Origin of the sequence: Aminobacter aminovorans, from assembly GCF_900445235.1 — a bacterium.
Classification (GTDB): Bacteria; Pseudomonadota; Alphaproteobacteria; order Rhizobiales; family Rhizobiaceae; genus Aminobacter; species Aminobacter aminovorans.
Genome location: NZ_UFSM01000001.1, coordinates 4,875,338 through 4,895,128 on the forward strand (window position 1 = coordinate 4,875,338; position 19,791 = coordinate 4,895,128).

Here is a 19,791-nt window from a genome sequence, read left to right on the forward strand (position 1 = left end):
CCGCAGAAGGCTGTCGAAAGTTCGCTGAGCGTCTTCCGGCGTCTAGCCGCCCATGCCGGAGCGCGGCAGCTTGATCAGCTCTCCAAACTGGGCGCGGAGCTTGTCGTCGAGGCTGCGCGGAATATGCCGCGGAAAACGCTCAGCGAGGATGCGTTTCTTCTCCGTGATTGCCTTGCCGAGCAGGTCAGGCTTGCCCTTCTCGTTCCATTCCTTGGGCGAGAAGCGGTCAGCCACGGCAGGATAGAAATACTCCGTCTGCATCAGTCGGAGCGTCTGCTCGTTGCCGAGATAATGGCCGGGGCCGTTGAGGCAGACTTCAGAGATGGTGGCGATGGACAGCGCCTCGTCCGAGACCTCGATGCCGCGCACGCAACGCAGGCATTGGCCCAGCATGTCGTTGTCGATGATCAGGCTTTCCAGGCAGAAGCCGAGCAGGGAGGCATGCATACCGGCTGATTCATAGACCAGATTGAGCCCCGACAACCCGGCCATGACATTGGTGATGCCCTTTTCATAGCCGGACTGGATGTCGGGCAGCTTGGAGTCGGCCATGCCGGCGGCCGACCCGCCGGGCAGGTCGTAGAACTGGGCCATCTGGGCGCAGGCAGCCGTCAGCAGTGCCTGCTCGGCCGAGCCTCCTGACATGGCCCCAGTGCGCAAGTCGGAGACGAAGGGCCAGGTGCCGAAAATGGCGGGATGGCCGGGCTTTAGCGCATTGACATAGACGAGACCGGCCAACACCTCGGCGACGGCCTGGACGACCGCACCGGCGATCGCTGCGGGCGCAGTGGCTCCAGCCTGGCCTGCGGACAACAGCAGGATCGGGATACCGCCCTCGACGCAGGCTTCGAGCACGCCGCAGGCATCCTCGGCGAACTTCATCGGCGGCACGACAAAGCAGTTGGAATTGGAGACGAAGGGACGGGCGCGGAAATTTTCCTCGCCGCCAGCGATTTCGTAGAGCATCTGCAAGGCAGGGGCGACGTTCTCACGCACGGTGAAGCTGGTGCCGACATGCTTGGAGGTACCGGAGACGCAGGCGTAGAGGGTGTTGAAGTCCATTTCCAGCGGGTCGGGAATGTCGCGTGGCACCATCGGGCGCTGGAAGAAGTGGATGTTGTCGAGGCCGTCGACAATGCGGGCGGCGTCGTAGATGTCCTGCAGCAGGCTTTCGCGATATTCGCGTTTCTCGACGTCGACGAGGTGAACGGCGGCACCGGCCGTGCCATAGTGGACCCGCCTGCCCTGGATCAGCATGTCGTGCTTGGGATCCTGGCCGCAAAGCGTGAAGTTGCGGGCGGCATTCCTGATGGTCGACAACACCAGCTCCCGCGGGAAGCGGATGCGGCCGTCGTCGCTGTAGGTGGCGCCGACCCGTTTCAGTGCCTCGATGCAACTCGGGATGGCGTTGGCGAAACCGACGGTCTCGAGCAGCGTCAGCACCGCCTCGTGAATGCGTTCGAGATCATTCTGGCCCAATGCCTTGAAGGTGCCGCCCTCCAGGCCGGCACGTACCGGGCGGATGTCGTCGGCCAGCGGAGCGGCACGCATCGCTCGTCGCGCCTCCCTGCCACCCGACCTTCGCGAACGTTGTTCCGCGGACAGATCATGGCTTTCGATGGCAACTGACATGCAGGTCCTCCGAATTCGTGTGAGGCTGGCCCGCAGTGATTATGCCACCGTCGTGTCGCCTCGTTCCCTTTGCTCGACTATGCAATGTCCATTGGCCCAGACTATGGGCCAGCAGATTCCGCCGGATATGCCAGGGCGGTCATACATACCGGCGACACGGAGTGGCGGCCGGCACGGGAATACACTCGAAACCGGAGCGGGAATCAGTCGTGGATCGGAGGTTTGTTCAAAGTGCTGCAACGCTGCGCGCCAGGAGGCGGGCAGCGTTGCCGAGGGCTCAGGCAGCCGCGGGCCTGCGTCCGGCGGCGGTTGCCAATTCGCGGATTCCGGGCTCGATGTGCTGCAGGGCGATCGAGGAAATGCCCAGCCGCATGAAACGCGTCGGCTTGTCGGAATGCTCGAAGAAGCGCTCGCCCGGTTCGATGATGACAGAACGTGCCGCAGCAGCTGCCGCGAGCCCGCGCGAGTCGGTACCGCGTGGCCCTTCGAGCCACAGTGACGTGCCGCCGGCCGAGTCGGTCGACTGCCATTCTGGCAGAAAAGCCGAGATCGCCTGGACCAATCGCTTGCGCCTCTCGGTGAAGGCCGTCGACAGGCGGCGTACCAGTGCCTCATGGTGGCCGAGCGACAGGAACAGCGCCACGGCGCGCTGGTTGTTGGCCGGCGGGTGGCGCAGCATGAAGCGGCGCAGCGCACGCAGTTCCGCGATGAGGTCGGCCGAGGCGACGATGTAGCCAAGGCGCAGGCCGGGCGCGAGCGTCTTCGACATCGAGCCGACATAGACGACGCGGCCGGACCGATCGAGGCTCTTCAGTGCCTGCTGCGGCGCTTCATCGAGCAACTGGCTGTCATAGCCGTCCTCGATGATGATCTGGTTGTTGCGCGCAGCACGTGCCAGCAGATCCTGCCTGCGCTCGGCGCTCAGCGGCACCATCGTCGGGCACTGATGGCTCGGCGTGACGAAGACAAAGCCGGCATCCGACGGGATCGCCGAGGTAACGATACCCGAATGGTCGACGGGAACAGGCTCGATGTCGGCGCCGGCGAGACGGAAGATCGAGCGTGCGTCCGGATAGCCCGGATCTTCCATCGCCACCTTCGAGCCCTTGCTCATCAACAGCGTGGCCAGCATGTAGAGTGCATTCTGGGCGCCGAGCGTGACGATGATTTCGTCCGGATTGGCGAAGATGCCGCGACGTGGCAGCAAACGTGCCTGGATTTGCTCGATCAGCAACGGATCGTCGCGATCGACCATGTCGGCCGCCCAGTTGCGGATTTCGAGCACCGCCAGCGCCATGCGGTTGCACTCGCGCCATTCGGCGGTCGGAAAAAGCGTCGGGTCGAACTGGCCGTAGACGAAGGGATAGGACGACTTGATCCAATTATCGAGCTTGGCCGGCGGCTGCATGTCGGAGGCGGCGATCTGGCGGCGCGCTTTCCAATCGATTTCATTGGCCTGATCGGGGCTCTTCTGCTGTGGTTTGGCCGGCGTCGCCAGCACTTCGGGATTGACGAAGTGGCCGCGGCGCTCGCGCGCGACCAGGAAGCCCTGGTCGACAAGCTGCTGGAACGCCAGCACCACGGTGCCACGCGCGACGCCCAGCTTTTCGGCGAGGATGCGGCACGACGGCAGCGGCATCGAGGCCGCGATCTGGCGGTCGAGAATGGCGGCGACGATCGCCTGTCGGATCTGGGCCTGAAGCGTCTGACCTGATTCCGCCGAAATTCTGAACAAGCCTGACCAGATGGCCGTATCGTTTCGCTGTGGCATGGGGACGTTTCCTGCATGTCCAGTCTTTTGACTTCGCTGGACTATAGAAAGCTATCCTTGGCACAAGCAGTTGCACCAATCAATTTTTTTAATCCTATAGATTTATGCCAGTGAACCTTTCCAGCGGCGGTTGCAAATGGCACCGGTTGAATCGATTGAAATTTGCCGCGATAGTCCGCCGCGACGCCTCTCAATGAGTCTCAAGGTCTGCTAGGATGATGCCAGCAGCTGACATTTCCGGAGTTCCCAGGTGATCGACCAACCTTTCAAGGCGGCACTGGCCGCGCTTCGCAACCACCATCAGGACGCACCGAAGAACCTCAGGGCGGCATTCGCTTCCGACCCGAAGCGGTTCCAGCATTTTTCCGCCTCCGACGATGACCTTTTGCTCGATTGGTCGAAATGCGCCGTCGACGCCGAGACCATGGCGCTGTTGCAAAAGCTGGCGCAATCGGTCGATCTCGAAGGCAGGCGTGCGGCGATGTTTGCCGGCGAGCGCATCAACATCACCGAGGATCGGGCGGTGCTGCACACGGCGCTGCGCAACCCGCTGGGCGAGCCGGTGATGCTCGACGGCCACGATGTGACGACTGACGTTCACGCCGTGCTCGGTGCCATGTCGGCCTTTGCCGACGATGTCCGCTTTGGCAAGGCGGCGGGCGCCACCGGCAAGAAGATCACCGACATCGTCAATATCGGCATCGGCGGCTCCGACCTTGGCCCGGCCATGGCGACGCTGGCGCTGGCGCCCTATCACGACGGGCCGCGTGCGCACTTCGTCTCCAATATCGACGGCGCCCACATCCATGACACGCTGAAGGGCCTCGACGCCGGCACCACGCTGTTCATCATCGCGTCGAAGACCTTCACCACGGTCGAAACCATGACCAATGCCGCCACCGCGCGGCGCTGGGTCGAGGAGAAGCTCGGCGCCAAGGCGGTGGGCCACCACTTCGCCGCCGTGTCGACGGCCCTCGACAAGGTGGCTGCCTTCGGCATCGAACCTTCACGCGTGTTCGGCTTCTGGGACTGGGTCGGCGGCCGCTATTCGCTGTGGTCGGCGATCGGCCTGCCGATCATGATCGCCATTGGGCCGAAGAATTTCCGCGAATTCCTGGCCGGCGCGCATGCCATGGACGGGCATTTCGCCACCGCACCGATGCTCAAGAACATTCCAGTGCTGATGGGGCTGATCGGCTTCTGGCACCGAGTAGTGTGCAACTATCCGGCCCGCGCCGTCATTCCCTATGACCAGCGCCTGTCGCGTCTGCCGGCCTACCTGCAGCAGTTGGACATGGAATCGAATGGCAAAAGTGTTACGATTTCAGGCGGCGGCGTGGTGACGCCGACGGGTCCGCTGGTCTGGGGCGAGCCTGGCACCAACGGCCAGCACGCCTTCTTCCAGTTGCTGCATCAGGGCACCGATTTCATTCCTGTGGAGTTCCTGGCGGCGGCCGAAGGCCATGAACCTGATCTGCAGGAACATCATGACCTGCTGCTCGCCAACTGCTTGGCGCAGTCGGAAGCGCTTATGAAGGGACGCACGCTTGAAGAAGCGCGGCGGCAGATGCTGACCAAGGGCATCAAACCCGAGGAGGTCGACAAGATCGCCCCGCACCGAGTCTTCTCGGGCAATCGCCCGTCGGTGACCATCCTCTACCGCAAGCTTACCCCTCACATGCTCGGCCGGCTGATCGCGCTTTACGAGCACCGCGTCTTCGTCGAGGCGCAACTGTTCGGCATCAACGCCTTCGACCAATGGGGCGTCGAACTCGGCAAGGAACTTGCCACCGGGCTGCTGCCTGTCGTGGATGGGCGAGAAAATGCCGCGCGTCATGACTCCTCGACAGCCGGGCTCGTGGAGCATATCCACCGCCTCAGAGCGCCGCGCGAGCAGTAGCCGCGAACGGCGCCCCTGGCATTGCACCTGCGCATCCGGCCTTCCGCCGGTGCGAAAGGTCGGAGGAGTGAGTGATTTGAGGGGCATCAAGGGCATACTTTTCGACAAGGACGGAACCCTTGTCGACTTCCAGGCGACATGGTTCGCCATCGGCGAAATGATGGCGCTGAAGGCAGCGGATGGTGACCAGGCGCGGGCCACCGCCCTGATGGAAGCAGCCGGCTACGATTTCACCGCCCATTGCTTCAAGGCCGATTCAGTTTTTGCAGCCGGCACCAACGCCGATATCGTGGCGCTCTGGTATCCCGATGCGACCGACGACGAACGGTCGGGGCTGATCAGGATATTCGACCAGGTGTCGGCCGAACAGGGCTCGGCCAAGGCCGTGCCGCTGCCCGGCAGCAAGGATGCGCTGGCGAGCCTGCACAGCGCCGGCTTCCGCCTCGGTGTCGCCACCAACGATTCGACCGGCGGCGCGGAAAAGACGCTGCTGTCGCTCGGCATCGCCCAGATGTTCGACGCCGCCTATGGCTATGACGCCGTGGCCAACCCCAAGCCGGCGCCCGATGCAATCCATGCCTTTTCCGACCTCACCGGGCTCAAGCCGTCAGAGATCGCCATGGTCGGCGACAACCGCCACGACCTCGAAATGGCCAAGGCCGGAGGCGCACTGGCGATCGCCGTGCTGTCGGGCACCGGGACACGGGAATCGTTGACGCCAATGGCTGACGTGGTGCTCGATTCGATCGCCGACCTGCCAGCCTATCTGGCGCGCGAGAGCTGAACGGGGCGATCGTCCCGCAAGCCCCCTGCTGTCAAAGGAAACTTCATGTCCGCTGAGCTGACCATCCGCCGGGCGACCCGCGAGGACCTGCCCGAACTGGTGCAGCTCTATCGCCATCTGGTGCCGGACGAGCCGGTCGGCACCAGACATGCGGAGGAGATCTGGGAGCGGTTCTCGCACTATGGCCCGAGCGGCATCTTCCTCGGCCTGATCGACGGCCGGCAGATTGCCACCTGCACGCTGGTGGTGGTGCCCAATTTCGTCCGCGGTGGCGCCAACTATGCACTGATCGAGAATGTCGTGACGCACGCCGACTTTCGCGGCCGGGGCTATGGCAAAGCCGTGCTGCTGGCCGCCGTCGAGGCAGCGTGGGCACTCGGCTGCTACAAGCTGATGCTACTTACGAGTTCGAAGGAGCCGGCGACGCTGGGTTTCTACCGCAACGCCGGCTTCCAGACGACCAAAACGGGATTTGAGATGCGGCGGCTACCGGTGCGGGAGAGCTGAGGCGGAGCTAACTCCAGGGCAGCGCTTAGTGCGACTAGCGGAGACGTCGCAACTGATCTCCCTCTCGAGGGGGAGATCAGTTGACCAGCGGGTGCCAAGGGAGCGAACCCTTTGCCGGAAATCTACTCGAACACGATCGTCGGAGTGGCGGCTGCGGCCGCGCCCTGCTCTTCCTGCAGGCGCTCCCAGACCTTGGTGGCGATGGCGCGATAGGTCTGCGCCTGGGCGCTGTCGGGCCTGGATACAGTTACCGGCGTGCCGGCGTCTGAGCTTTCGCGGATGCCCATTTCCAGCGGCACTTCGCCGAGGAAGGTGACACCGAGGCGCTCGGCTTCCTTGCGCGCGCCGCCATGGCCGAAGATGTCATAACGCGTGCCGGTATCGGGGGCGATGAAATAGCTCATGTTCTCGACGATGCCGAGCAGCGGCACATCGACCTTCTTGAACATGTTCAAGCCCTTTCGCGCGTCGATCAGAGCGAGGTCCTGCGGCGTCGAGACGATGACCGCACCCGCCAGCGGCACCTGCTGGGCCATGGTCAGCTGGGCGTCGCCGGTGCCGGGCGGCATGTCGACGACGAGCACGTCGAGCGGACCCCATTCGACCTCGCGCAGCATCTGGGTGAGCGCCGACATGACCATCGGGCCGCGCCAGATCATCGGCGTCTCCTCATCGACGAGGAAACCCATCGACATGACCTTGAGGCCGTAGTTCTGCATGGGCTTGAGTATCTTGCCGTCGACAGTTTCCGGGCGGCCATGGATGCCAAGCAGCTTGGGCATCGACGGGCCGTAGATATCGGCGTCGAGCACGCCGACCTTGAGGCCGTTGGCAGCAAGGCCGAGCGCTATGTTGACCGCAGTCGTCGACTTGCCGACGCCGCCCTTGCCGGAGGCAACAGCGATGATCGAGTCGATGCCCGGCACGCCGCGTTTGCCCTGCGACTGCGAGGCGGGCGCGTGTGGCGCGGGACGTGACGCAGGTGCAGGCGCCGCACGGGGCGCTGCCGGCTTCGGCGGCACCGGCGCTTCCATGCCGCCGCCCTTCTTCTCGGCGGTCAGGGCAACAACGGCGCCGGTGACGCCGGGGATGGCCTTGACCACGCGTTCGGCTGCGGCGCGCAGCGGCTCCATCTCCTGCGCGCGCGCGGCCGGAACGGTGATCGAGAAGAACACCTTGCCGTCGGCGATGAAGATGTCGGAAACCAATCCGAGATCGACGATGTTGCCTGAGAAATCCGGCCCGTTGACCGTCTTGAGACGTTCCACAACGATTTCTTTGGTGACTGTCATGTGTCGAACCTGCTGCTCTGTGTCGAGCCTGAGATAATGCAGTTTGGCGGAAGAACCAAGCTACCCGAAATGGCAGCCAGGTCCTGGCCGCTGGCAAGTGCTTGGCAACCTTCCATATTACACCGGCGAAAGAAACTTCGGCCCGGATGTAGGATCGGTGCTGCCTGCTTCGTCCTTGGGGCATACGGAGAGCAATCAGCCGGAGAACCGTGATGAAATTCGTCAATTACCTCTTCTTCAACGGCAATTGCCGGGAAGCTTTCGAGTTCTACGCCGAAGTGTTCGGCGGACAAGTCATCGGCCTGGTGACCTACCGCGACGAACCCGGTGAGAGCAGCATGCCTGCTGACTGGCAGGACAAGGTGATGAACGTGCAACTGTCGATCGGCGACCAGTCCCTGATGGCGTCCGACTCGCCACCCCAATATGCGAGCGAAATGGGCGGGTTCTCGATCTCGGTCGACCTCGACGATCTCGCCCGGGCCGAGCGCATCTTCGCGGCACTTGCCGACAGCGGCACAGTAACCATGCCTTTTGCCCCGACCTTCTGGGCCAAGGGTTTCGGCATGGTGAAGGACAAGTTCGGCACCCCCTGGATGATCAGCAGCGGCAACGCTGGCGAATAAGCAGCACAAGCGATTCTACGAGGAAAACATGACCCATTCAGCCATTGAAACTCCTGCAATTTCGAATCCCGCATTATGGACCGGCCGTGTGTTGAGCGGCGCCCTGATCGCGTTCCTGGTCTTTGACGCGGTGATAAAGCTGGTCCCGCTGCAGGTGGTGATCGACACCACCTCCGCACTCGGTTTTCCGCCCGAACTGGCCCGGACGCTCGGCGTGCTGACGCTTGTCTGTGCCGCACTTTATGCCTGGCCGCGGACGGCGATCCTCGGCGCGATCCTTCTGACCGGCTATCTCGGCGGCGCCATCGCCATCCACCTGCGCATCGGCAACCCCTTGTTCTCGCACACCTTGTTCGGCGTTTATCTCGGGCTGATGGCCTGGGGCGGGCTCTATCTGCGCGATCCGCGTCTGCAGGCGCTGATCCCCTTCCGTCGCTGATCCAGCCATTTTCAGGAGACGACCGTGCCAATTCTTGCCATCATCCTTGGGCTGCTCTTGATCGCGATCCTTGTCATCCTGGCGATCGCTGCGACCAAGCCAGCCACCTTCAGCATCCAGCGAACGACCGATATCGATTCTGCCCCGGACGCCATCTTTCCGCTGATCAACGACTTCCACAACTGGCGCGACTGGTCGCCCTGGGAAGCGCTTGATCCCGACCTCAAGCGCAAGATGAGCGGTGCTGAATCAGGCCGCGGCGCGGTCTATGAATGGGACGGCAACAAGAAGGTCGGCAGCGGCCGGATGGAGATCACGGAAGTGGCGGCGCCGAACAAGGTTGTCATCAAGCTCGACTTCCTGAAGCCGTTCGAAGCGCACAATGTGGCTCGCTTCACGATGGAGCCGAGGGCTGGGAAAACACGCCTGAACTGGGAGATGACCGGTCCGTCGCCCTTCATGTCCAAGGTGATGCAGGTGTTCATGAACTTCGACCAGATGGTCGGCAAGGACTTCGAAAAGGGCCTCGCCAGCATCAAGGCGATCGCCGAGCGGAAACGCCTCGCCGGCTCGTGAGCGCGCCGACCTCACCGCAGCAAGACCTGCCGCCCGCCTGGGCGGCGCTATCTTCAACCGGGACTAAATGCGGGGGCTAACAGAGAGGAGACTGACATGCTTGGTCAAATCAATGCGGTTGCCAATGTGGCCGTCAAGGATCTCGGACGCGCCAAGGCCTTCTACGAAAAGACGCTTGGCCTCAAGGAGGTCGAGCACATGGGCGAAGAAGTATCGGTTCTCAAGAGCGGCGACACCATGATCAACGTCTACCGCTCGGACTTTGCAGGGACAAACAAGGCGACCTCGGTCACCTGGGCCGTCGGCGACAAGATCGACAGTTTCGTCGCCGAGCTGAAGTCGAAAGGCGTGACATTCGAGCATTACGACATGCCGGACACCCGGCTAGAGGGCGACGTCCACGTCTTCGGCGACTTGCGAGTTGCCTGGTTCAAGGATCCCGACGGCAATATCCTCAACCTGATCAACCAATGATTTTGATGCGGTAGTCCCTTGTGAAGACTGGCTAATCCGGCCGGCGCCGGATAGCCTTCCGGCATGATCGACAAGCTTGAGTTCTTCATCGCCCTCGCAAGGGAGCAACATTTCGGCCGCGCCGCCGAGGAATGCGGCGTCACCCAGCCGACGCTGTCCGCCGGCATCAAGCAGCTCGAGGACATCCTCGGCGTGATGCTGGTGCAGCGCGGATCGCGCTTCCAGGGCCTGACGCCGGAAGGGCGGCAGGTGCTGGACTGGGCGCGACGCATCGTCGGCGACACCCGCGCCATGCGCGAGGAAATGCGCGCCGCCCGCCACGGCCTGTCCGGCCGCATCCGCATCGCCGCCATCCCAACCGCACTCGCCATGGTGCCGAGGCTGACGACGCCATTCCGAGACAAGCATCCCGGCGTCACCTTCTCGATCCTGTCGCGCACCTCGATCGAGGTTCTGTCGCTGCTCGGCAATTTCGAAATCGACGCGGGAATCACCTATCTCGACAACGAACCACTCGGCCGTGTGACCAGCGTGCCGCTCTATGCCGAGCGTTATCAGCTGATCACGGCGGTGGGGAACGAATATTCCGATCGACAGAAGGTGACATGGGAAGAGGTCAGCACGCTGCCTTTGTGCCTGCTGACGCCCGACATGCAGAACCGCCGTATCATCGACCAGCATCTGGCAGACGCCGGCGTGCAGGTGCGACCGACGCTCGAATCGAACTCGATGATCGTGCTTTTCTCGCATATCAGGACCGGCAAATGGTCGTCGATCATGCCGCTCAACCTCGCGGAAACCTTCGGTTTTGCCGAACCGATCCGGGCAATTCCGATCGTCGAACCGGATGCCAGCCACACCGTCGGGCTGGTGGTCGCGCGGCGCGATCCGAACACGACGCTGGTGCAGGCGCTGCTTGACGAAGCCATGGCGCTGGCAGGCGATTTCCGCCGCAACGCGTGAGCTATACTCCCAGTGAAATCGTCCACTCGATAGAAAATTTTTATCATGTGACGAAACAGCTTTATTGATTCCGGCCCCCAGGATCGGCTTCAATAGGAATATAGCGCCCAAGTCAGGCGCCAGTGTCAGGGAGGGCGCTGCGTGGTCATGCAGCCAGCAAGTACCGAACTCGCCGAGCGAACCGCTGCGGTGATCAGCGAATTGAAGAATCTCGAGGGTCCGCTGATCCCGATCCTTCATGGCGTCCAGGAAGAGTTTGGCTATGTGCCGCAGGAAACCCTGCCGATCATCGCCGAGGCGCTGAACCTGTCGCGCGCCGAAGTGCACGGCGTCTTCACCTTCTACCACGATTTCCGCCACCACCCGGCCGGCCGGCACGTTCTCAAGGTCTGCCAGGCCGAAGCCTGCCAGTCGATGGGCAGCGACGCCATCGCCGCCCAGATCAAGCAGAAGCTCGGCATCGGCTTCCACGAGACGAGCAAGGACGGCGCCGTGACGCTGGAGCCGATCTATTGCCTCGGCCTGTGCGCTTGTGCCCCTGCCGCGATGCTCGACGGCGAAGTGATCGGCCGCCTCGATGCGGACAAGATCGATGAAATCGCCGAGGAGATCCGCTCATGAGCGTGACGATCTACATTCCCGGCGATTCGGGTTCGCTGTCGCTTGGCGCCGAAAAGGTCGCCAAGGCGATCGAGACCGAAGTTGCAGCGCGTGGTATCGACGCCAAGATCGTGCGCAACGGTTCGCGCGGCCTGTACTGGCTCGAGCCCATGGTTGAAGTTGCGACCGAAGCCGGTCGCGTTGCCTACGGACCCGTCTCTGCCAAGGACGTCGCATCGCTGTTCGACGCCGGCCTCGCCAAGGGCGGCCAGCACAAGCTTTCGCTCGGCGATCCGGAGAAGCTGCCTTTCGTCGCCAAGCAGACGCGGCTGACATTCGCCCGCTGCGGCATCACTGACCCGATTTCTCTGGAAGACTACGAAGCCCATGGCGGCCTCGCCGGCCTGCGCAAGGCTGTATCAATGGCGCCGGCCGACATCGTCAAGCAGGTAACCGACTCCGGCCTGCGCGGCCGTGGCGGCGCCGGCTTCCCGACCGGCATCAAGTGGAAGACCGTCCTCGATACCGCGGCCGATCAGAAATACATCGTCTGCAACGCCGACGAGGGCGACTCGGCGACCTTCGCCGACCGCATGATCATGGAAGGCGACCCGTTCGTGCTGATCGAAGGCATGGCGATCGCCGGTCTCGCGACCCATGCCACCAAGGGCTACGTCTACATCCGCTCGGAATATCCGCACGCCATCGCTGTCATGGAAAAGGCAGTCAAGGTGGCGCGCCGTGCCGGCGTGCTCGGCAAGAGTGTGCTTGGATCCTCCCAAGGCTTCGACATCGAAATCCGCTCGGGCGCCGGCGCCTATGTCTGCGGCGAGGAAACTTCGCTGCTTAACAGCCTGGAAGGCAAGCGCGGCGTGGTCCGCGCCAAGCCGCCGCTGCCGGCGATCCAGGGACTTTTTGGAAAACCAACGGTCATCAACAACGTCATCTCGCTCGCCTCGGTGCCGATCGTGATGGACAAGGGCGCGCAGTACTACAAGGACTTCGGCATGGGCCGTTCGCGCGGCACCATCCCGATCCAGATCGCCGGCAACGTCAAGCATGGCGGCCTGTTCGAAGTGGCATTCGGCCTGACGCTGGGCGAGATCGTCGACGAGATCGGTGGCGGCACGGCGACCGGTCGTCCCGTCAAGGCCGTGCAGGTCGGCGGCCCGCTCGGCGCCTATTTCCCGCGCGCTCTGTTCGACACGCCGTTCGACTATGAAGAATTTGCCAAGCGCGACGGCCTGATCGGCCACGCCGGCATCACCGTGTTCGACGACAGCGCCGACATGCTGAAGCAGGCACGCTTTGCCATGGAATTCTGCGCCATCGAAAGCTGCGGCAAGTGCACGCCCTGCCGCATCGGCTCGACGCGTGGTGTCGAGACACTCGACAAGCTCAAGCAGAACATCGAGCCGGAAAAGCAGCTCGCGCTGGTGACCGACCTCTGCAACACGATGAAATTTGGATCCCTTTGCGCTCTCGGCGGTTTTACTCCGTATCCTGTTATGAGCGCCCTCACCCATTTCCCAGAAGACTTCCGGCCGGCAGCGGTCGCCCAGGCAGCGGAATAGGAGACAACATCATGGGTCTCATTCATGAAATCGACTTCGGCACCCCTGCCTCCAAGTCAGAAAAACAGGTCACGCTGACCGTCGACGGCTTCGAGGTCACAGTGCCCGAAGGCACCTCGATCATGCGCGCTTCGATGGAAGCGGGCATTGCCATTCCGAAGCTCTGCGCCACCGACATGGTCGACGCCTTCGGCTCCTGCCGTCTGTGCCTGGTCGAGATCGAAGGCCGCAACGGCACGCCGTCGTCCTGCACGACGCCCGTCATGCCCGGCATGGTGGTGCACACCCAGACCGGCCGTCTCAAGGACATCCGCAAGGGCGTGATGGAGCTCTACATCTCCGATCACCCGCTCGACTGCCTGACCTGTGCTGCCAATGGCGACTGCGAATTGCAGGACATGGCGGGTGCTGTCGGCCTGCGCGACGTGCGCTACGGCTATGAAGGCGACAACCACGTTCGCGCCAAGAACGACGGCCTCGAAAACTTCAAGTGGATGGCCAAGGACGAGTCCAATCCGTACTTCACCTACGATCCGTCCAAGTGCATCGTCTGCTCGCGCTGCGTGCGGGCCTGCGAAGAGGTGCAGGGCACGTTTGCACTGACCATCGAAGGCCGCGGCTTCGGCAGCCGCGTTTCGCCCGGTGCGCATGAACTGTTCCTCGACAGCGAATGCGTGTCCTGCGGCGCCTGCGTGCAGGCCTGCCCGACGGCGACGCTGACTGAAAAGTCGGTAATCGAGATCGGCCAGCCCGAGCACTCGGTCGTCACCACCTGCGCCTATTGCGGCGTCGGCTGTTCGTTCAAGGCAGAGATGCGCGGCGACGAGCTGGTGCGCATGGTCCCGTGGAAGGACGGCAAGGCCAATCGTGGCCATTCCTGCGTCAAGGGCCGCTTCGCCTATGGTTATGCCACGCACAAGGAACGCATCCTCAACCCGATGATCCGCGAGAAGATCACCGATCCGTGGCGCGAAGTGTCATGGGAAGAGGCGCTGACGCATACGGCCAAGGAATTCCGCCGCATCCAATACCAGTATGGCCGCGGTGCCATCGGCGGCATCACCTCCTCGCGCTGCACCAATGAGGAAACGTTCCTCGTCCAGAAGCTGATCCGCCAGGGCTTCGGCAACAACAACGTCGACACCTGCGCCCGGGTCTGCCACTCGCCGACCGGCTACGGCCTCGGCCAGACCTACGGTACGTCGGCCGGCACCCAGGACTTCGACTCGGTCGAAGACACCGACGTCGCGCTGATCATCGGCGCCAACCCGGCATCGGCCCACCCGGTGTTCGCTTCGCGCCTGAAGAAGCGCCTGCGCGCCGGCGCCAAGCTGATTGTCATCGATCCGCGCCGCACCGAGATGGTGAAGTCGGCCCATATCGAGGCAGAGCACCACCTGGCGCTGAAGCCGGGCACGAACGTCGCCGTGGTTACCGCAATCGCGCATGTCATCGTCACCGAAGGCCTGTTCGACGAGAAGTTCATTCGCGAACGCTGCGACTGGTCGGAATTCCAGGATTACGCCGAGTTCGTCTCGGATCCGCGTCACATCCCCGAGGAAGTCGAAAAGCTTTCGGGCGTTCCGGCCGAGACCATCCGTGGTGCCGCGCGCCTCTACGCCACCGGCGGCAACGGCGCGATCTACTACGGCCTCGGCGTCACCGAGCACAGCCAAGGCTCGACGACCGTCATCGGCATCGCCAACCTCGCCATGCTGACCGGCAATATCGGCCGCAAGGGCGTCGGCGTAAACCCGCTGCGCGGCCAGAACAACGTTCAGGGCGCCTGCGACATGGGTTCGTTCCCGCACGAACTGCCGGGCTACCGCCACATCTCGGGCGACGCCGTGCGCGACATCTATGACAGCCTGTGGGGCGTCAAGCTCGACAACGAGCCGGGCCTGCGCATCCCCAACATGCTGGATGCCGCCGTCGACGGCACCTTCAAGGGCATCTACATCCAGGGCGAGGACATCCTGCAGTCGGACCCCGACACCAAACACGTGTCGGCCGGCCTGGAAGCCATGGAATGCGTCGTCGTGCAGGACCTGTTCCTGAACGAGACCGCCAATTACGCCCACGTCTTCCTGCCTGGCTCGACCTTCCTCGAAAAGGACGGCACCTTCACCAACGCCGAGCGCCGCATCAACCGCGTGCGCAAGGTAATGGCACCGAAGAACGGCCTTGCCGACTGGGAAGTGACGCAGCGCCTCGCCCAGGCGATGGGCCTGAACTGGAACTACAAGCACCCGTCCGAGATCATGGACGAGGTCGCCAAGACGACGCCAAGCTTCGCCAACGTCTCTTACGAGTTCCTGGAGAAGATGGGCTCGGTACAGTGGCCGTGCAACGAGAAGGCTCCGGAAGGCACGCCGATCATGCACATTGACGGCTTCGTCCGCGGCAAGGGCAAGTTCATCCGCACCGAGTATGTCGCGACCGACGAAAAGACCGGCCCGCGCTTCCCGCTGCTTTTGACCACCGGCCGCATCCTCAGCCAGTACAATGTCGGCGCGCAGACAAGGCGTACCGAGAACGTCGCATGGCACGCCGAGGATCTGCTGGAAATCCATCCGCACGACGCCGAACAGCGCGGCCTGCGCGACGGCGACTGGGTGCGGCTGCAGAGTCGTGCCGGCGAAACGACGCTCAGGGCACAGATCACCGACAGGGTGTCGCCGGGCGTCGTCTACACGACCTTCCACCACCCCGACACGCAGGCAAACGTCATCACCACCGACTTCTCGGACTGGGCAACAAACTGCCCCGAGTACAAGGTGACCGCGGTCCAGGTCGGCGCCTCCAACGGTCCTTCGGATTGGCAGAAGGACTACAACGAGCAGGCCCAGCAGAGCCGCCGCATCGCCGGCCATCTGGAAGCCGCGGAGTAGACTTGCGGTGACCGACCGGCCTGCCATCACCCAGACAAGCCGCCTCGCCCGCCGGGCGAGCGGCACCACGGTCGCCAATCGCATGGTGCCGGAGGAGACCCCGGTGGCGCTGTCCTATGGCGGCACCACCCATGCGGTGATGATGGCAAGCCCGGCCGATTTCGAGGATTTCGCGCTCGGCTTCTCGCTGACCGAAGGCATCATCGGCTCGGTTGAGGAGATCGAGTCGATCGAGGTGCTGGATGTCGAGGCGGGCATCGACATCCAGATCAGGCTCAAGGACAAGGCCAACAAGCGCTTCGAGCAGCGCCGCCGCCGGCTTGCCGGTCCCGTCGGTTGCGGCCTCTGTGGCATCGAATCTATCGAAGAGGCGATGCGTTCGGTCGACGACGTCCACAAGTCGTCGTCAGGGCTTTCCGCCGACGACATCGTGCAGGCGGTGAAGCTGCTCTCCAAGGCACAGCCGCTGCATGCCGAAACAGGTGCAGTGCACGCTGCCGGTTTCTACGTGCCGGGCAAGGGCATCGTTGCGGCGCGCGAAGACGTCGGCCGCCACAACGCGCTCGACAAGCTTGCCGGTGCGCTCGACAAGGCCAGGATTGACGGCGCCTCGGGTGCCGTGGTGGTGACCAGCCGCGTGTCGGTGGAAATGGTGCAGAAGACGGCGGCCATCGGCGCGCCCTTCATCATTGCCGTCTCGGCGCCGACGGCATTGGCCATCCGCACCGCCGAACAGGCCGGCATGACGCTGATCGCGCTCGTGCGCGGCGACGATTTCGACATCTTCACCCATCCAGACCGCGTGACCACCGGAGCCGCCAAAAATGTCGCATGAAGAGCACAAGATGGGGACGAAGGAAAAGCTCGTCTACATGGCGAACCAGATCGCGACCTTCTTTGAATCCAAGCCGCATGACGAAGGCGTGGCCGGCGTCGCCAAGCACATCAACGATTTCTGGGATCCGCGCATGCGACGCCAGTTCTTCGAGATGTTCGACGAAGGCGGCAAGGGCATGAAGCCGCTGGTGATCGACGCCGCCGCAACGATCCGTCGCCCTAGGCAGGACGCGGCCTGAAAGCAGGCGCGGGATCGGCGAAGGCCCCTCACCTTCCTGCCGGAAACCTGCTAGTCTTAGCCAGACCTAATGCAATTCGCAGGCGGGATGGCTGTGCCAAAGCCGATCGCTACTCGATATGCGCGCAGCGGTGACGTCCGGATCGCCTATCAGGTGGTTGGCCAGGGTCCGCTCGACCTCGTCTTCGTTCCCGGCTTCATCTCCAATCTCGACCTGCACTGGGAAGACGAAGGCTACAGCCGGCTGCTTTCGCGCCTGTCCGCCTTCTCGCGCCTGATCCTGTTCGACAAGCGCGGCACCGGGCTTTCCGACCGCGTCGATGCAAACGCTCTGCCAAGCCTCGAAACGCGCATGGACGACGTGCGCGCGGTGATGGATGCCGCCGGCTCCAGCCGTGCTGCGATCCTCGGCGCCTCCGAGGGTGCGCCGATGGCGATCCTGTTCGCCGCGACCTATCCCCAGAGAACGCGCTCGCTGGTGCTCTATGCCGGTTACGCCCAGTTCCACAAATGGGTGATGGACCCGGCCCGACTGCAAACCTTCATCAAAGCTGCAGAGACCAGTTGGGGCACAGGCGCCACGCTGCAGAACTTCGCCCCGGGCCGGGTCGACGATATCAGGTTCGCCGCCTGGTGGGCGCGCTTCGAGCGCTTGTCGGCAAGCCCGACGGCAGCGGCGGCACTGGCCCGGATGAACGCCGAAATCGACGTGCGCGATGCGCTGGGCAGTATCCGGGCGCAGACGCTGCTGATCCACCGCCGCAACGACGCCCGCGTCGACCCCGAGGCCAGCCGCTACCTCGCGCGGAATATCCGCGGCGCCCGGCTCTGCGAGATTGCCGGACGCGACCATCCGATCTGGACCGGCGATGTCAACCGCGTCGCCGACCTGATCGAGGAATTCCTGACCGGCACGCATGCACCGCCCGACACCGAGCGGGTGCTGGCGGCACTGCTGGCGACGCGCGTTTCGGACACTGCGCGGCTCGGCGACAGGATGTGGAGCGAACGCAGCCTGCGCTTCCAGGAAACGCTGCGCCTGCTTGTTGGCCGGCACGGCGGCCGTATCGTCGACCAGTATGGCGACGTGGCGATTTCGCGTTTCGACGGGCCGGCACGTGCCATACGGTGCGCGGCCGCACTGCGCGACGCGGCCCAGGGCATCGGCATCGCCAGTGCCCAGGGCGTGCATGTCGGCGAAATCGAAACGCGCGGCCCGCCCTCGGGGCTGACGGTGCGGGTCGCTGTGAAGATTGCCGAGCATGCCGAGCGCGGCGGCATTCTCGCATCGCGGCTTGTTTCAGAGATCGCGACCAGTTCGGGCGTGCATTTCGTCGACGCCGGCCGGCTGGCGCTCGACGATCTGGAGGGACCACTGGCGCTGGTCGAGGCGACGTCGGAACAGCACCTCGAACCGGCGTGCCGTAGCCGTGCGTCTGCTGCAGTAGAGCCGTTGGCACTGACGGCGCGCGAGAACGAGGTCGTGGCCCTCATCGCCGACGGCAAGAGCAATGCAGCCATCGCCATCGAACTCAGCCTCAGCGAACACACGGTGAAGCGCCATGTCGCCAACATCTTGACCAAGCTCGACCTGCCATCGCGCGCGGCGGCGGCGGCATTCGCGGTGAGACAGGCTGGCCCGGACGGGCCATAGGACCAGTGGCCTTTTCGGGCGAAGCGGCGACGCAGTGTCCGGGACTAAAGTTTTCCGATGCAGGCAGGCGGAGACAGCGCCTCGAAACTGCCAAGGAGGAAGACATGACAAAGGCAAGTGGAATGCTCACCACGCTGGCGATGGCGGCCGGTCTCGCCGTTTTGACCGCATCGAGCGCCGGCGCCGAAGATGCGTCGGCTGCGGCGACGTACAAGGACATCGAAGCCACGCTCGGTTCGGTCCCCAGCTTCTTCAAGGCATTTCCGGAAACCGGCATCGCAGGCGCCTGGGCCGAATTCAAGGGCATCCAGCTCAATCCAAAGACCGAGCTGAACGGCAAGACCAAGGAGTTACTCGGCCTCGCCGTCGCCGCCCAGATACCGTGCCAGTACTGCATCTATTTCCACACCGCAGCGGCCAAGGCCAATGGGGCCACCGACGAGGAAATCCGCGAGGCGGTGGCGATGGCGGCCGTCGTCCGCCACTGGTCGACGGTGCTGAATGGCATGCAGGTCGACTACCCCCAGTTCAAACAGGAGGTCGACACGGCAATGGCCGCCGCCAAGGCGAAGTCGCAATAGGTTTTCGGGCCCAGGCTGGAGCCGCCACGACACAGGGCCGCGCGCAAGGCCGGCCAAAAGGAGGATAAAATGCTTGCCACCAAGGAAACCGTCACTGGCGCCTCGATCAAAAAAGCGATCGAAGGCCGCGACGGGCCGATGCTTTCCAGCTTCTACGCCGACGACGCGCTGGTGCGCGTCATCGACCGCAACAACCCGCCCAGCAAGCCGCGGGAAATCCGCGGCCGCGCGGCGATCACCACCTTCTGGGATGACATCTGCAGCCGCGCGATGAGCCATCGCGTCGACCTGACAATTGCGCAAGGCGACAATCTCGCCTTCTCGCAGGACTGCGCCTATCCCGACGGCACGAAGGTCTTCTGCGCTGCGATGCTGGAACTCAAGGACGGCAAGATCGCGCGGCAGACCGTCGTGCAGGCCTGGGACGAGTGATCGGATGCGGGCGAATGGTC

General features: G+C 63.6%; 19 protein-coding genes. 16 read left to right on the forward strand and 3 right to left on the reverse strand.

Translation table 11 applies throughout. The annotated features are described in order from the left end of the window. Positions 1-42: 42 nt before the first annotated feature. Both DY201_RS24035 and pdxR read right to left on the reverse strand, forming a co-directional pair. A complete protein-coding gene (locus DY201_RS24035; RefSeq protein WP_115733399.1) occupies positions 43-1,632 on the reverse strand; it encodes a trimethylamine methyltransferase family protein in 1,590 nt (529 codons plus the stop codon). A 277-nt stretch (positions 1,633-1,909) separates the two neighbouring features. After that, positions 1,910-3,403: a MocR-like pyridoxine biosynthesis transcription factor PdxR gene (gene pdxR, locus DY201_RS24040; protein ID WP_115733400.1), complete on the reverse strand. Its 1,494-nt coding sequence runs from the start codon at positions 3,401-3,403 to the stop codon at positions 1,910-1,912. Between the two features lie 250 nt (positions 3,404-3,653). Between pdxR and pgi the strand changes: the two genes are divergently transcribed. The 3 genes from pgi to DY201_RS24055 all read left to right on the forward strand — a co-directional run bounded on the left by pgi (position 3,654) and on the right by DY201_RS24055 (position 6,594). Then, a complete protein-coding gene (gene pgi / locus DY201_RS24045) occupies positions 3,654-5,303 on the forward strand; it encodes a glucose-6-phosphate isomerase (RefSeq protein ID WP_425358747.1) in 1,650 nt (549 codons plus the stop codon). A gap of 76 nt (positions 5,304-5,379) precedes the next feature. Beyond that, the gene (locus DY201_RS24050; protein WP_115733401.1) at positions 5,380-6,087 is read left to right on the forward strand and encodes an HAD family hydrolase; all 708 of its coding nucleotides are present in this window, start codon (positions 5,380-5,382) and stop codon (positions 6,085-6,087) included. Between the two features lie 45 nt (positions 6,088-6,132). Continuing rightward, positions 6,133-6,594 carry a GNAT family N-acetyltransferase gene (locus DY201_RS24055; RefSeq protein ID WP_115733402.1) on the forward strand — a complete coding sequence of 154 codons (462 nt, stop codon included), beginning with the start codon at positions 6,133-6,135 and terminating at the stop codon, positions 6,592-6,594. 122 nt (positions 6,595-6,716) lie between these two features. On the opposite strand, the gene DY201_RS24060 is transcribed toward DY201_RS24055, so the two are convergent. After that, positions 6,717-7,886, reverse strand: a complete 1,170-nt coding sequence (locus tag DY201_RS24060; protein ID WP_115733403.1) for an Mrp/NBP35 family ATP-binding protein — start codon at positions 7,884-7,886, stop codon at positions 6,717-6,719. 212 nt (positions 7,887-8,098) lie between these two features. On the opposite strand from DY201_RS24060, the gene DY201_RS24065 reads away from it, so the two are divergent. The 13 genes from DY201_RS24065 (at position 8,099) to DY201_RS24125 (ending at position 19,771) form a co-directional block, all read left to right on the forward strand. Next, positions 8,099-8,512, forward strand: coding sequence for a VOC family protein (locus DY201_RS24065; protein WP_115733404.1), 414 nt, complete (start codon positions 8,099-8,101; stop codon positions 8,510-8,512). Between the two features lie 28 nt (positions 8,513-8,540). Further along, entirely contained in the window at positions 8,541-8,951 is a 411-nt protein-coding gene (locus DY201_RS24070) for a DoxX family protein (protein WP_115733405.1), read from the forward strand. A gap of 24 nt (positions 8,952-8,975) precedes the next feature. Further along, complete coding sequence (locus tag DY201_RS24075) at positions 8,976-9,527, forward strand: SRPBCC family protein (RefSeq protein WP_115733406.1); 552 nt, start codon at positions 8,976-8,978, stop codon at positions 9,525-9,527. A 96-nt stretch (positions 9,528-9,623) separates the two neighbouring features. Continuing rightward, on the forward strand, positions 9,624-10,001 hold the full coding sequence (locus DY201_RS24080; RefSeq protein WP_115733407.1) for a VOC family protein: 378 nt from the start codon (positions 9,624-9,626) through the stop codon (positions 9,999-10,001). A 63-nt stretch (positions 10,002-10,064) separates the two neighbouring features. Then, complete coding sequence (locus DY201_RS24085) at positions 10,065-10,964, forward strand: LysR family transcriptional regulator (RefSeq protein ID WP_115733408.1); 900 nt, start codon at positions 10,065-10,067, stop codon at positions 10,962-10,964. A 141-nt stretch (positions 10,965-11,105) separates the two neighbouring features. After that, on the forward strand, positions 11,106-11,585 hold the full coding sequence (locus tag DY201_RS24090) for a formate dehydrogenase subunit gamma (protein ID WP_067965552.1): 480 nt from the start codon (positions 11,106-11,108) through the stop codon (positions 11,583-11,585). Beyond that, on the forward strand, positions 11,582-13,138 hold the full coding sequence (locus DY201_RS24095; protein WP_115733409.1) for a formate dehydrogenase beta subunit: 1,557 nt from the start codon (positions 11,582-11,584) through the stop codon (positions 13,136-13,138). The genes DY201_RS24090 and DY201_RS24095 overlap by 4 nt, the downstream gene beginning before the upstream one ends. 11 nt (positions 13,139-13,149) lie before the next feature. Next, the gene (gene fdhF / locus DY201_RS24100; RefSeq protein WP_115733410.1) at positions 13,150-16,029 is read left to right on the forward strand and encodes a formate dehydrogenase subunit alpha; all 2,880 of its coding nucleotides are present in this window, start codon (positions 13,150-13,152) and stop codon (positions 16,027-16,029) included. A gap of 7 nt (positions 16,030-16,036) precedes the next feature. Next, positions 16,037-16,864 (forward strand): formate dehydrogenase accessory sulfurtransferase FdhD, encoded by an 828-nt coding sequence (fdhD, locus tag DY201_RS24105; protein WP_115733411.1) that lies wholly within the window; start codon positions 16,037-16,039, stop codon positions 16,862-16,864. Beyond that, positions 16,854-17,105 (forward strand): formate dehydrogenase subunit delta, encoded by a 252-nt coding sequence (locus DY201_RS24110; protein WP_115733412.1) that lies wholly within the window; start codon positions 16,854-16,856, stop codon positions 17,103-17,105. Before fdhD ends, DY201_RS24110 begins: the two co-directional genes overlap by 11 nt. A gap of 87 nt (positions 17,106-17,192) precedes the next feature. Further along, positions 17,193-18,758, forward strand: a complete 1,566-nt coding sequence (locus DY201_RS24115) for an alpha/beta fold hydrolase (RefSeq protein ID WP_115733413.1) — start codon at positions 17,193-17,195, stop codon at positions 18,756-18,758. A 104-nt stretch (positions 18,759-18,862) separates the two neighbouring features. Further along, entirely contained in the window at positions 18,863-19,339 is a 477-nt protein-coding gene (locus DY201_RS24120) for a carboxymuconolactone decarboxylase family protein (RefSeq protein WP_115733414.1), read from the forward strand. Between the two features lie 69 nt (positions 19,340-19,408). Continuing rightward, on the forward strand, positions 19,409-19,771 hold the full coding sequence (locus tag DY201_RS24125; RefSeq protein WP_115733415.1) for a nuclear transport factor 2 family protein: 363 nt from the start codon (positions 19,409-19,411) through the stop codon (positions 19,769-19,771). Positions 19,772-19,791: the final 20 nt, after the last annotated feature.